Source organism: Chitinophaga jiangningensis (assembly GCF_900142605.1).
GTDB classification, from domain to species: domain Bacteria; phylum Bacteroidota; class Bacteroidia; order Chitinophagales; family Chitinophagaceae; genus Chitinophaga; species Chitinophaga jiangningensis.
In genome coordinates, this window is record NZ_FRBL01000015.1 from 49,888 (window position 1) to 63,039 (window position 13,152).

The 13,152-nt window shown below is 48.3% G+C and carries 13 protein-coding genes; 5 read left to right on the forward strand and 8 right to left on the reverse strand.

Going from position 1 to position 13,152, the window contains the following annotated elements:
- Positions 1 to 31: 31 nt before the first annotated feature.
- Positions 32 to 676, reverse strand: a complete 645-nt coding sequence (locus BUB18_RS28255) for a hypothetical protein (protein WP_073087644.1) — start codon at positions 674 to 676, stop codon at positions 32 to 34.
- A 361-nt stretch (positions 677 to 1,037) separates the two neighbouring features.
- Here BUB18_RS28255 and BUB18_RS28260 point away from each other — a divergent pair, with 361 nt between their 5' ends.
- The 3 genes from BUB18_RS28260 (at position 1,038) to BUB18_RS28270 (ending at position 3,335) form a co-directional block, all read left to right on the forward strand.
- Entirely contained in the window at positions 1,038 to 1,229 is a 192-nt protein-coding gene (locus tag BUB18_RS28260; RefSeq protein ID WP_073087646.1) for a hypothetical protein, read from the forward strand.
- A 304-nt stretch (positions 1,230 to 1,533) separates the two neighbouring features.
- On the forward strand, positions 1,534 to 2,346 hold the full coding sequence (locus BUB18_RS28265) for a ThuA domain-containing protein (RefSeq protein ID WP_073087647.1): 813 nt from the start codon (positions 1,534 to 1,536) through the stop codon (positions 2,344 to 2,346).
- A 197-nt stretch (positions 2,347 to 2,543) separates the two neighbouring features.
- Entirely contained in the window at positions 2,544 to 3,335 is a 792-nt protein-coding gene (locus BUB18_RS28270) for a PhzF family phenazine biosynthesis protein (RefSeq protein ID WP_073087649.1), read from the forward strand.
- Between the two features lie 195 nt (positions 3,336 to 3,530).
- Here the strand turns inward: BUB18_RS28270 and BUB18_RS28275 are convergent, their stop codons facing one another.
- Together BUB18_RS28275 and BUB18_RS28280 are read right to left on the reverse strand one after the other, a co-directional pair.
- Positions 3,531 to 4,352 (reverse strand): SDR family oxidoreductase, encoded by an 822-nt coding sequence (locus BUB18_RS28275; RefSeq protein WP_073087651.1) that lies wholly within the window; start codon positions 4,350 to 4,352, stop codon positions 3,531 to 3,533.
- A 63-nt stretch (positions 4,353 to 4,415) separates the two neighbouring features.
- On the reverse strand, positions 4,416 to 5,657 hold the full coding sequence (locus BUB18_RS28280; RefSeq protein WP_073087653.1) for an MFS transporter: 1,242 nt from the start codon (positions 5,655 to 5,657) through the stop codon (positions 4,416 to 4,418).
- A 134-nt stretch (positions 5,658 to 5,791) separates the two neighbouring features.
- Here BUB18_RS28280 and BUB18_RS28285 point away from each other — a divergent pair, with 134 nt between their 5' ends.
- The gene (locus BUB18_RS28285; RefSeq protein WP_073087655.1) at positions 5,792 to 6,676 is read left to right on the forward strand and encodes a LysR family transcriptional regulator; all 885 of its coding nucleotides are present in this window, start codon (positions 5,792 to 5,794) and stop codon (positions 6,674 to 6,676) included.
- A 9-nt stretch (positions 6,677 to 6,685) separates the two neighbouring features.
- Here the strand turns inward: BUB18_RS28285 and BUB18_RS28290 are convergent, their stop codons facing one another.
- From BUB18_RS28290 to BUB18_RS28305, 4 genes are all read right to left on the reverse strand, one after another.
- A complete protein-coding gene (locus BUB18_RS28290) occupies positions 6,686 to 7,717 on the reverse strand; it encodes a helix-turn-helix transcriptional regulator (RefSeq protein ID WP_073087657.1) in 1,032 nt (343 codons plus the stop codon).
- 151 nt (positions 7,718 to 7,868) lie between these two features.
- A complete protein-coding gene (locus tag BUB18_RS28295; protein WP_073087659.1) occupies positions 7,869 to 8,414 on the reverse strand; it encodes a DUF1697 domain-containing protein in 546 nt (181 codons plus the stop codon).
- A gap of 122 nt (positions 8,415 to 8,536) precedes the next feature.
- Entirely contained in the window at positions 8,537 to 9,043 is a 507-nt protein-coding gene (locus BUB18_RS28300; protein WP_143160130.1) for a hypothetical protein, read from the reverse strand.
- A gap of 181 nt (positions 9,044 to 9,224) precedes the next feature.
- Positions 9,225 to 10,565 carry a DEAD/DEAH box helicase gene (locus tag BUB18_RS28305; RefSeq protein WP_073087726.1) on the reverse strand — a complete coding sequence of 447 codons (1,341 nt, stop codon included), beginning with the start codon at positions 10,563 to 10,565 and terminating at the stop codon, positions 9,225 to 9,227.
- 122 nt (positions 10,566 to 10,687) lie between these two features.
- Here BUB18_RS28305 and BUB18_RS28310 point away from each other — a divergent pair, with 122 nt between their 5' ends.
- Complete coding sequence (locus tag BUB18_RS28310) at positions 10,688 to 11,653, forward strand: ion channel (RefSeq protein ID WP_073087663.1); 966 nt, start codon at positions 10,688 to 10,690, stop codon at positions 11,651 to 11,653.
- On the opposite strand, the gene BUB18_RS28315 is transcribed toward BUB18_RS28310, so the two are convergent.
- Complete coding sequence (locus BUB18_RS28315; protein ID WP_073087665.1) at positions 11,650 to 13,104, reverse strand: sodium:solute symporter; 1,455 nt, start codon at positions 13,102 to 13,104, stop codon at positions 11,650 to 11,652. The genes BUB18_RS28310 and BUB18_RS28315 overlap by 4 nt on opposite strands.
- Between the last annotated feature and the right edge of the window lie 48 nt (positions 13,105 to 13,152).

Here is a 13,152-nt window from a genome sequence, read left to right on the forward strand (position 1 = left end):
TAGTAATAATTGCTGTAAAGGTAATTATTATCTACACCATTTGTGAATGTCCCGGAACGCGGATGATCCCTTTTACCAACGCTTTCCACTGGGCTTTCGACAAGCCTGCCATGGCGCCTAAGCCCACAAAAAAATTGCGGACCCGGTCCCAGAAGGAGGATGTATCGGTATTCGGTTTTTCATTTCTTCCCAGTACGCTGGCCTCCAGCACAGCACCATATTGGGTGAGTATAAAAGACGAGGTGGCATCCCGTTGAAAAAAATGTGCAACGTCCGGGTCTATATCTTTTGGTGGTTTAAATGGCCTTACCCGCATCCCGAGGTAACTCAGTACCCCGTTATGGTCCGTTTGTTCTTCAATTTTTTCCACGCGTACCCAATCGTAACCTGCGCCGGTGCTGGTTCCCGGTCCGGGAATATTGATCCGGATATGATCCCCTTCCTTGGCGTGGCGGTATACTTTCTCGCCGTTGGGGCTGATGAGTTCAAAGGTAGCGGTGAGGTCGCCGCTGATGTTATGCCAGTTGTTGACATCCAGGAGTCGCTCCCTGGCTACATTGTACATAGCCCTTGCTTCCTGGTCCGAAGAGGCACGGATGCTGCTGCTGGTGTTGGACTGGCCTCCTTCCGTCTGCTCAGGGATGATGCCCTGCTTCATGTCGGGTATTTTGCCCATAGGATATTGTTTTAAAGAGCAGTGCCAATAATAATGCCTTTTTGAGCCGTATGGCAGCGCCCAGGGCGCTTTTCTGCATCCTTCCGGTATCCGGGCATATAGCGATTAAGGAAGCCGGATCACCAAATGTGGATAGGGGCACTCAGCTTGTAGCGGAAGAACTACACTGAAAACAGGGGCTGGCAGCTACAGCCATTTCCGCTAAAAGCAGCTACAGCCGGCAGGTTAGCGCAGGGTGGCCCGCCTTGCGATATTACAGTAATTTAACAATGTTTTGCCGGCAGGTGGGCAGGAATTTGCTTTTTTATCAGGTGAATAAATTAGATGACGAAGACTTTTAATCACTAAAAATTTTAGTGTCATGATGCATCGAGGTAACAATACCGGTAAACATCAGGATCAACATCGGGAAAGGTCATCCGAAAGGGAAACCAAAAGGATGGCAGGCAAAAATAATCCTGCAAAGGATATGCACGAAGAAAAACCTGTTGACCAGATGAAACACGGTATAACAGAGAAAAGCCATAACCCTAAACGCAAGGGTGGGCATTAAACTGAAGCCCGCTGGCATGAGAAAGGTTTGGCATTCATCGCGCTGATAGCGTCATGGCAATAATGTAAAGCATTTGCCCATGACGCTATTAGTTTGTAGCTAAACAAGACCAAAGTTCTAACCAGGGAATTTCCATCGACCGGAAATTGACGAGGTTCCATTGCCATGCTTGCCGCAGTTGGATAATTCTACTTCTGTAAATGGAGGGCCGGTGGCATTCTCCCTGGTTTTTGTACTACTTCATCACTACGTCAGCCACGTAAATCCTTAGGAACCATGCAAATTGCAGCTATCTTTAGGGTCTATGAAAAAATTGATTCTCGCATGTATGCTGTTGCTATCTTCTCTTGTTCAGGCACAGCAACGCTTCCACGTCATCGCATTTTATACAGGTATCAGCGACCAGGCACATATCAGTTTTGTAGCCGAAGCTAACAAATGGTTTGCTGACCAGGCAGCCAAAAACAACTTTACTTTCCGCACTACCAATAACTGGGACCTGCTCAATAAGGATACCCTCAAAAACTATCAGGTAGTATTATTCCTCGATACCCGCCCGGAAAAACCGGCGCAGCGCGCGGCTTTCCAGCAGTATATGGAAAAGGGAGGCGCGTGGATGGGTTTCCACTTTGCCGCGTTTGCGCTCACACCATCTGCCATACCGGCTAACTGGGATTGGTATCACAACACCTTCCTCGGGTCAGGCCAGTTTGTAAGTAATACCTGGCGGCCTTCCATTGCCTACCTCCGTGCGGAACACCCGGAGCATCCCGTTACCAATGGCCTGCCGGCGGTATTTACATCTGCCCCCAATGAATGGTACCGCTGGAGTAACGACCTCCGTAAAAATCCGGACATCACAGTATTATTATCGATCGATAGTGCCAGCTTCCCGCTTGGAACCGGTCCTAAACCCAGTGAAATATGGCATAGCGGCTATTATCCGGTAGTGTGGACAAACAAGAAATATAAAATGGTATATATGAATATGGGGCATAACGACATCGATTATGAAAACCATAACAAAAAGGAGTTGTCATTTACCTTCGATAACCGCAATGAATCGGACTTAATTTTGAAAAGCCTGCTTTGGCTGGGCAGCCAGGGAGGTAAGTAAGAAACCTTCCATGTACCGGTACTGAAACGGAGGAGCCCCCAATACTGCGCCGCGCCGGCGCGGCTCCCCGGGATCAAAAAGGGCTGCAAGCCCTTTTTGATCCCGGGATAATCTGATATCCTGCAAATTATAAAAACTGCATCTGTTTTACTGTTGCATTTTACCTCACCTTTGCAGCAGTTAAACCATACCCATATATGCAGTTCAGATATTTCCAGGCAGATGCCTTTACTGCCACCCCATTCAAAGGCAATCCTGCAGGCGTTTGCCTCCTGGATGAGATGCCGGCTGATGACATACTCTCCAACATCGGTAAAGAATTACAGTTACCCATGGCAGCTTTCCTGCTGAAGCAGGATAAGGATTATCAATTGCGCTGGTTTTCTCCGGCTGGTACTGAATCACAGCTCTGTGGCCACGCTACGCTGGCGAGCGCGCACATCCTTTGGGAAACCGGGGCTGTGCCAACGGAGACGCCTATACGCTTTCATACGGTAGCGGGTATACTCACTGCCTCCAACAGTGCTGATGGCTGGATTACACTCGATTTTCCGGCGTTTAATGTCATACCTGATACGGATACTACAGTGTTTACAAGGATTTTCCCGGAACTCACCGCACTACATCGTACAGATGGTGGGCGTTACCTGGTGGAGTTGCCGGATGAAGCAGCCGTGAAGAATTACCAGCCCGATTTCCATCTCATTAATAACTATAAAATTATTATCACCGCAAAAGCGGATGCAGGCAAGCCATACGACTTCGTATCCAGGTTTTTTTCGCCGGTGAGCGGTGTACCGGAAGATTCCGTGACCGGATCAGCCCATAGTGCACTGGTACCTTTCTATGCTAAAAAGTTGGGTAAAACCAGTTTCAATGCATTACAGGTTTCGCCAAGAGGAGGAGAACTGCGCGTAGCGCTGAAAGGCGACAGGGTGGAAATTGCAGGTCAGGCGGTAACGGTGGTGGAAGGGAAGTTACGTTACTAGGCAGTATTCCTTTTTGATACATTGATAATCAACGAAGTAGAGACGCCTCGCAGGCGTCTATCCGGGTAAATCTTCACAACAATCTCTAACATAATAAACTTCGTAGGCCCCTTGGCGTTATATAGATTTTTGCGAAGATTGTGTTTTGATAGACGCCTGCGAGGCGTCTCTACTTCGTTATGAAACAGGATAACCCTACTCCAAAAACAAATCCTTCCGCAACTTCCCGCCCGGGTTCACGGCATACTTATCAAAATCCTGCACCCCGGCGGATTGCAGCACTTCTTCATCAATCAGTGTAAAACCGGTATAGCTTGATGAGGGTTGCGACAGGATATAATGCACCGCATCTGCCACAATATCAGGCGTACGGCTCATATTCACGAGTGCCTCGCCGCCCAGCAGGTTTTTCACCGCAGCGGTAGCGATGGTAGTGGCCGGCCATAATGCGTTGGAGGCAATACGGTATTGTTCCAGTTCCGCTGCCCATCCCAGTGCCAGCATGCTCATGTTGTATTTGCTGATGGTATAGGCAACGTGTGGGCCCAGCCATTGCGGCGCCAGGTTGATGGGAGGGGAGAGTGTCAGAATATGTGGATTGTTTCCTTTTTTCAGATGTGGTATGCAATGTTGCGCCATCAGGAAGGTGCCTCGCACATTGATGTCGTGCATAAGGTCAAACTTTTTGGCATTGGTTTGTTCAGTGTTGGTCAGCTGAATGGCGGAAGCGTTGTTGATGAGGATATCAATCCCGCCAAAGTGTTCCACTGCCTTTGCGACGGCTGCGGCAATCTGGCCTTCATCGCGAATATCCACCTGCACGGCGAGCGCCTTGCCACCGGCGGCTTCTACTTCTGCGGCCGCGCTGTGGATGGTGCCGCCCAATCTTGGATCTTCTTCCACGCTTTTAGCGGCGATAACGATATTGGCCCCATCGGCGGCCAGCTTTAGTGCAATGGCTTTACCAATGCCTCTGCTGGCGCCGGTAATAAAAACTGTTTTTTGCTGAAAACTCATAACCTGCGGCTTTTAATTACCACAGGAATTTAAGCATTCTTTTGCGGCCGGCAAAAACTTAGCTCAGGCTGGTTGTACACCGCCGGTATCGCTGTTATCCCATTCCCGGGAATGTTTACGCCGGTAGGATACGAATACTGCCACCGCCACCGCGCCGGCAATGCCTTGCAGCAGCACGGTGAACTTAGGTCCTGCCATATTAGCCAGTGCACCCGCGAGTAAACTACCTACTGGTATCATGCCCTGGTAGGCCATGATGTAGTAGCTGATAGCCCTTGCACGCATCTGCGGCTGAGCATGGGTTTGTATATAGGTATTGATGGCTGATGTCTGCGCCATCATGCCAATACCGGAGCAGGTCATAAACACCAGCGCCATAGGCAGCCAGCCGGCGTAAGAAAGCAGTAGTAAGCTCAGGGAAAAAATACAGCTGGCAGTGATGAGTATCTTAATCATGTCTTTACCGGGTTTGAGTCGCGCCATGTATATGGCGGATATTATAGAACCCACGCCTGCAGCGCTTTCAAACCAGCTGAATGTTTTGGCATCTCCATTGAAAATATCTTTGGCAAACATGGGCATCAGGGTATTAAAAGGCATTACCAGCAGGCTGCTGGCGGTTAGCATGAGTAAGAGGCTGCTGAGGTCTTTGTCATGGGAGATGTAATGGAATCCGGCACGCAGTTCTGTCCATATACTTACCTCTGATTTGCTCAGCACCGGCACATCCAGTTTCATCATAAACAGGGAGATCATAATGGGAATGTAGCTGAAAAAGTTCAGCGCAAAACATACGTTCTCTCCCCAGTTGCTGAGGATGATCCCTGCCAGGGCAGGCCCGGCGATGCGCGCAAAGTTCATCATGGTGGAGTTGAGCGCAATAGCATTGGGGAGGTCCTCCCGTTGGGTCACCATGTCTACCATCAGGCTTTGGCGACAGGTAACATCAAAAGCATTGATGATGCCCAGCAGCAGCGTGAGCAGAATGATTCCCGTGATATTATAATATTTGAAATATACCAGCAGGGCCAAAGCGAGGGCCTGTAACATGGAGATCACCTGCGTGCGCACCAGCACTTTGTAACGATTGTGACGATCAATATAACTTCCGGCATAAGGGGCTAAAATAAGAGAAGGGATCAGGCCTGCAAAACTTACAACACCCAGCAGCAGCGCGGAGCCGGTCAGGCGGTATACCAGCCAGCAAACGGCTGTTTTCTGCATCCACGTGCCTATCATTGACACCGATTGCCCCGAAAAGAACAACCGGAAGTTGCGGGATCTTAAAGAGCGAAATACATCCATATAAAGGTTTTTCCAGATTATCACTTAGCAGTAGGCGACTGCTGCCATTCAATTCGTGCACAAAATTCCTATATTTACCTTAATAAGTTAAATAGATTGTTTTAATCATTTCCATTAGTAAAACCGATTAATCGATGGAGCTACGCCAGTTGAAATACTTCGTACATGCGGCTGAAAAGGGTAATTTTACGGCTGCCGCAGAGGAGTTATTTATCACCCAGTCCACGCTGTCCCAGCAAATCATGCAACTGGAAGCGGAGTTGAATACACACCTGTTCGACAGAATAGGCCGCAAAGTACGGCTCACGGAAAGCGGACAGGTGATGCTGGAACATGCCCGGTTTGTATTGGCAGAAGTGGATAAAACGCGGCAGGCAATAGAAGACCTGCAAGGCCTGCTCACAGGTGAACTCCGCATCGGCGTCACCTATGCGTTTACTTCTCTGCTGCTGCCGCTGCTCACCAGCTTCCCTAAAAAATACCCGGGCATAAGATTGCGTATCGTGTATGCATCACCGGATGAACTGATGCCAAAGCTGCTGGCAGCCGACCTGGACATCGTTTTAACTTTCCATACTTCCGGCCAGGATGATGCGCTCAACATGGTACCCCTGCTTAAATCCCGTATAGTGATGGCCGTTAGTAAAAACCACCGGCTCGCCTCGGCTAAAAGCCTGCCCATAGAAGCACTGAAAGGAGTAGATATGATCCTGGCTACCCGTGGGTACAGTTCCCGCGATTTTTTAGATGAAATTCTCTATAAGCATAATATCGGGTTAAGTGTAGGCATTGAAATGAACGACGTGCATTCATTATTGTCGCTGGTAGAAAAAGGCCATTGGGCCACCCTGTTAAATGAGCGTGCGGTAGCGGGCTGGAAGAATATAGTGGCTATACCGGTAAAAGGAAAGGAGTGGGAGCGAAGGTCCTATATCATTACCCAAAAGAATACCCATCCAAAAAAGTCGGCGGTCCGCTTCATGGAAGAGCTCCTGAAACTGACCGCCAACGAAAGGTAACGTGAATTATTAATTATGTTCAGTGCGTACATCCATTACCGAGAGGCGGTAATATTCCCTGAAATCTTTTTTGAAACGCTCAAAACTAGTGTCTGCTGTGCTCACAGAGCCGTCCGGGTTGATACAGGGAAGGTACCCGCACATGCTGGCAATGGTTTCTTCCTCCTCAATAGTGGTGAGTAATTGCATATAAGCCCAGTCCATCCGCTCCATTTTCAGATAATGATGAATGGTGCAGTGCATAACTGCCTGGAAGTGGTCGTTGAGGTCCTGGAAGTTTTTGTTGAAGCGTGCTGCCAGATAGCTTTCTATATCAAATACGCCGAGGTTCGAATTGATTGCTTCCGCAATTTCCTGTGCATAGTCTCTTTCCAGTTGCGATATCTCTTCGCCGCTGCCTTCCACCAGCTCATTCATGAAATTGCACATGAAGTTAATGGCGTTGCGGTGAATATATTTAATGCCGAACGGGCGCAGATCCTGGCAATCCAGCATGCGCCGCTTGGCCGTTTCCCGGATGTGGTTCATGCTGATGTTGCGGTCGTGTACCCTGCTGGTAGTGTTGAAGTCCATCCAGCGCTTGAAGCGCCTCATTTCCGGGAACATCTTACACAGCCGGTCGATATATTTAGGCCAGATAGTGATATAAAATATTTCGGCAACGCCACCCTCCACAATAGCTGTATTAACGCCTTTGGTGACCCTGTAAAGGCCTACAGAGCTGGAGCTGGAATCGCCCACCGCTACAGTATGGCCTTCCGCTGTTTCCACCAGGTAATGGGTGGATTGGTTGACGGCCAGTATCGGGAGGTAACTTTCTAATTTTAAAATACTTCCGGCTGGCAGGCAATGCATGTCCTTGCTGATGCAAATCCCGAAAATATCCAGTTTCTGCTCCATTACCCAGCCGTGCTCGTCCCGGTCAACGTATACGCGCGCATGGCGCCAGATATAGTTTTTTAGATCGTCATGGATAAGAGAAGTTTCCACAGGATAATCTTTGCCCTTTGAGTGCAGCAGGATCTTTCTTTCGATTGCCATTGATTGATATTTTAATGGTTTTCCACCGTTGTAATTGTTCATTTTTTCGACACCTTTACAGGTAGTTGTATTAGCAACTACTTTTTCAATATCACTAAACACGGCGAGGGGAGGGTTGGTACCAGAAATTTACCAATCGTTAACAAAAAAATTATACTTCGGTTGAGAGAAGGAGCAGTTTATTTACAGTAGCCCAGTTGCGGGTAGTAGCTACGGACTTTAACTTCTTTTCCAGCAGCATGTTAGTGAATACGGGTTTCGGGTGGTCTTTTTTTATGGAGATGTAAATCTCCCTGCCGGCAAATACAAAGCTTTCTCCAGGGGTTTCCAGGGTTAAAAAGGCCTGTTGTAAACGCTGATCCGGCACGCTGTGCACGAATACAACATATAACTTACGATCTTCTTCAGCAGCTATGCTGCCATAGGGGTGCGATTGCACAATTGCCTGCAGCGCGGCGGGGGTACGGAGCAGCACATCTACCCGGTAACCCAGCTCGGCTTCCAGCGTGCTTTCAATCTTTTTTAATAAAGCCTGCTCTCTAGTTTTTTTAGTTCGGAAGATGACATTGCCGCTCTGAATATAAGTGCGTACGGCGTCAAATCCCATCGCCTCAAAAATCCCACGGAGCAACTCCATCTTAATAATCTTTTGCCCGCTTACATTGATGCCTCTTAAAAGTGCAATATAGGTTTCCATTTACAAGAACGATTTTACGTACCTGTAAATATAGATTTTCGGTGAGAGAAATTGAAAAATCGGGCCGCCTATTGAGGGTGCGACCCGATGGTCTTTGGTTTTATCTCAGCCTACTACAAATTTTACTGCGCTTTTTCCTGCTTCTTCTTTTTCAGGGATAAATCCGTTACTTCCACAAAACGAACCGCTGTATCCGACATGATCGTAACATTGGTAAATGTTTTGTTGAAAACTTTCGTTTTCTCCCCGTCGGTGAAGCGGATGGCCAGGGTACATTCCAGGTCCAGCTTGTTGCGGGTCGGCGGATTTACATACACCCGGATAAACGTATCCTGAATGTCTTCCAGTTTGTACTTCTCCGTACTCATCGTAAGCGGTATCTTCTTGTCCCAAACATTGGCCCACTTCTCTACATTGTCGTTTTTAGCCAGAATGTAGTCCTTGTCATCATTGTAGTTATGAAATCCTACCCTGACGCTCATGGTGCCGTTGGGGTCCTTCTCACAATTGACTGTGTGAATTGAAAATTTTGCTTCCAGGATGTCCTGTTTGCTGTCCGGGTGATTCGTTTGCGCCTGTGCAGCATAACATGCTGTGGTCATCAGGCAGGCGCTTAATACACGACGCATAAGCATAATGTAAGGGTTTCCGAGATGAAAGAATAAGATACCAGATTGTAAACATTACGTGTTACAACTTTAGCATAATATCCGAACTAGCATTTTAGTACTAGAAATTAATAAATCGTTAACAAAAATGGCCTTACCCGGTCGGGTAAGGCCATTTGCGTCACAGACTGACGAAATATGCTTAACGCTTACGTTTAGGCTTGGCGCCTCTCTTTTTAGGCTTGCCGTACTTCAGCATCATCTTATCTGTATGACTAACCTTCTTGTTCACCTTCTGATTCTTCGCCAGCTTCTCATGAAACGCAGGTCCGAAGTCTTCCAGCTTAGGCATTTTTACCAATATATTACGCATCTGCACCTTTGGCTTCTCCTCCTCCGTCAATACATCGGATATCTCCAGGTCCGCCGGCAAAGCCACTTCCGGGATCTGGTAGTTCATCAGGCCTTCAATCGCTGCCAGCTGCTCCACTTCTGAATCCTTCGTCAGCAATATGGCGATACCCTTTTTATCAGCACGGCCGGTACGACCAATTCGGTGAATATAATTCTCCGGTACATCCGGGGTGTCAAAGTTGATGACATGCGTCACCTCGGCAATATCCAGCCCCCTGGCGATGATATCCGTGGCAATCAGGAACCGGTAATTGCCGGCCTGGAACTGATTGACGGTATTAAAACGATGGTTCTGCTCCTTATTACTGTGAATCACACCAATTTTTTCGGGAAACTGCTCGTTGAGCGAAGTGTACAGCTCATCGGCCAGCGCCTTGGTGCCCGTGAAGATCAGCGTTTTGGTCATGGTTACATCCTGGGTGATCAGCTGCTTCAGCAGATTCAACTTGGTATTGAAGTTAGGAATGCGGTACACCCGCTGGTCTATATTCTCCAAAGGAGTACCGGCAGGAGCCGCCTCAATACGGGCAGGATTTTCAAAGTGCGTTTCGATCAGCTTCTCCACATCCTCTGTGATGGTAGCGGAAAACAGCAGGTTCTGACGTCTCTCCGGTAACAGATCCATAATATTCTGTATCTGCGTGCGGAATCCCAGGTTCAGCATTTCATCCATCTCATCAATCACCAGCCGCTTGATGCCTTTCATCTTCACGGCGCCGCTGAGGATTACATCGTATAGGCGGCCGGGTGTGGCCACGATAATATCTGTTTTTTCCTTCGCCGCTGCCATCTGCGGGTTCATGTTCACCCCACCATAAAGGCCCAGCACTTCCACACTCATGTAGGTAGTCAGCTTTTTGATGGACTCCACTACCTGCACCACCAGCTCCCTGGTAGGCACCAGGATCAGCATCTGCGGATGTTTTTCTTTGGAAAATTTGAAAAGGCGCAGCGTAGGTAACAGGTAGGCAAATGTTTTACCGGTTCCGGTTTGTGCAATGCCACACACATCCTGGCCGGACATGATCACGGAAAACGCACGCTGCTGTATGGTGGTAGGTTGCTGGATGCCCAGGTCGTCCAGGGCATTGAGCAAAGATGAATTCAGGTTTAAATCACGAAAAGTCATTACGCTGCTATAAAAATGAATGGCAAAGATAAATATTTTCAGGCTCACCAGCGGCTTTCACCTGGTACTCCTGCTTTTTGGATGTAAATTCTTTCTAGCTTTATGCCATAATCAACTGGTCTATGGCCCTACTGAAAAGAATTAATCCATTTTCGAAAACCAATGAAGACACCGGCCTGGGTGCCAACGCATCCGGTTATGGCGGCCGGTACATCAACCGCGACGGGAGCTTCAACCTCCGCCGCGAAGGCAATCATTTCTGGCATCGCTTCAGCATTTATCACGCTCTGCTCAATGTTCCCGTGTGGCATTTCGTTACCTTCCTGCTGTTGTTTTACTTTGGGGTAAACCTGTTCTACACCGGCCTATACTGGATCATAGGTCCGGAACAACTTCAGGGTGTGATCGGTAACACTGCCTGGCAGCGATTTAAAGAACTCTACTTCTTCAGCACAGAAACCTTTACCACCGTAGGTTACGGCAGGGTTAACCCGGTAGGGGACGGAGCCAACTTTGTGGCCTCCATAGAAGCTATGACCGGCTTCCTCTCTTTTGCTATCGTTACAGGTTTGCTCTACGGCCGCTTTTCCCGCCCCCGTGCACACCTGCTCTTCAGCGATACGGCTGTCATTGCGCCTTACAAAGGCATCACCGGCCTCATGTTCCGACTGGTGTCACATAAGGATGATCACGTGCTCACCGATGTGGTGATACAGGTCAGCCTGTCAATACTCGTAGAAGAAAACGGAGAACAACTGTACAGATATTATGACCTTCCACTGGAAAGAAAGCGGGTAGACAACCTTTCCATGAACTGGACCGTTGTACACCCTATAAACGAGGAAAGTCCTTTACTGGGCCTCACCGCAACGGATTTGAAAAATGCGGATGTGGAATTATATGTGCTGGTGAGGGGATTCAATGATGTATATTCCAACACCGTGCAGCAGCGTACCTCTTATACGTTTGATGAGATCGAATATAACCGGAAATTCATACCGATGTACCGGATGAGCAAAAACGGGGATTATACCATCCTGGATATACATAAACTAAGTGCCACGGAGGCAGCGGATTCCCAGGTCTAAGCCTTGGAATCCGCTCTGCGGCTGATCAGCAGCAGACCAATAAAAGTAAAGAAGCCATTTATTACGAGCAGTTCCAGCCCAATCTGGAATTTACCAAACAGTAGTTCCTGGTTGTTGTCCACCACCAGGCACAACAGCGGTGCAATCACACATACGACCGGCACCAGCTTATCGTTTACAATGCGCTTGCTGAAAATACCGAAGGTAAACAGCCCCAGCAAAGGACCGTAGGTATACGCGGCAATCTTCAGGATCACGCCGATCATGCTCTGGTTATCGATCCATTCAAATACCAGCACAAACAGCAGGAATACAAATGCCATGGTCAGGTGTACCCGCTGCCTTACCTTTTTCTGTTTAGCCGCATCCCAGTCAGGGCGGCGTTGTATCCCCAGGATATCAATACAGAAGGAAGACGTCAATGCCGTCATAGCACCATCTGCACTCGGAAATAACGCGGATATCAGGGCAATAATGAAGATCACGGAAATCACCGGCGGCATGTGATGCAGCGCCAGCTCAGGGAATAATTTGTCGCCCGATGCGGTAACGCCCACCTGTGCACCGTACAGGTGCAGCAAGCCACCGAGGAACAGGAATAAGCCAATCACTACCAGCATAATGAAGCCGAGCGACACCACATTCTTCTGCGAATCCTTCATGGTGGTCACCGAAATATTTTTCTGCATCATTTCCTGATCCAGACCGGTCATGGTAATGGTGATAAACGCTCCTGCAATAATCTGCTTCACAAAAAAGAGCTTGCTGTTAGGGTCCGTTTCAAAGATCCTGGTGAGCCCCCGTTCTCCCATGGCCTTAATACTCTCTCCAAAACTCAGGTCCATGGTATGGAGAATATAACCCACGCAGATGATCAGTCCGGCCAGCATACAGGTAGTTTGCAGCGTATCAGTATACACAATGGTTTTAACTCCTCCCTCATACGTATATACGAGAATCATCACCAGGATGATCAGCGTAGTGACAATAAACGGTACGCCGAAATTTTGCAGGATCGTTTCCTGCAGAATGCGTACCACGAGGAAGAGCCGCGCAGTAGCGCCCAGCGTCCTTGACAATATAAAGAAAGATGCCCCTGTTTTATAGGAAGCCTTCCCAAACCTGGTGTTCAGGTAATTATAAATAGAGGTGAGCTGCAACCGGTAAAACAGCGGTATCAGCACGTAGGCGATCGTGAGGTAGCCGATCAGGTAGCCCAGTGTAATCTGGAAATAGGTAAAGGCATCGCGGCCCACGGCCCCCGGTACACTTACAAACGTAACCCCGCTCAAGGAGGTGCCAATCATTCCAAATGCAACCAGCATCCAGTTGCTGTTGCGGTTTCCGATGAAAAAGGATTCGTTGTTTGAATTCCGCCCGGTATACCAGGCTACAATCAGCAGAATGACGAAATAAGCAACAACAAACGAAAATAATAAGGCTGGCGACATGTATCCAATTTAGTTAGCATTCAAATATATGCAAACAACGGTATTTTT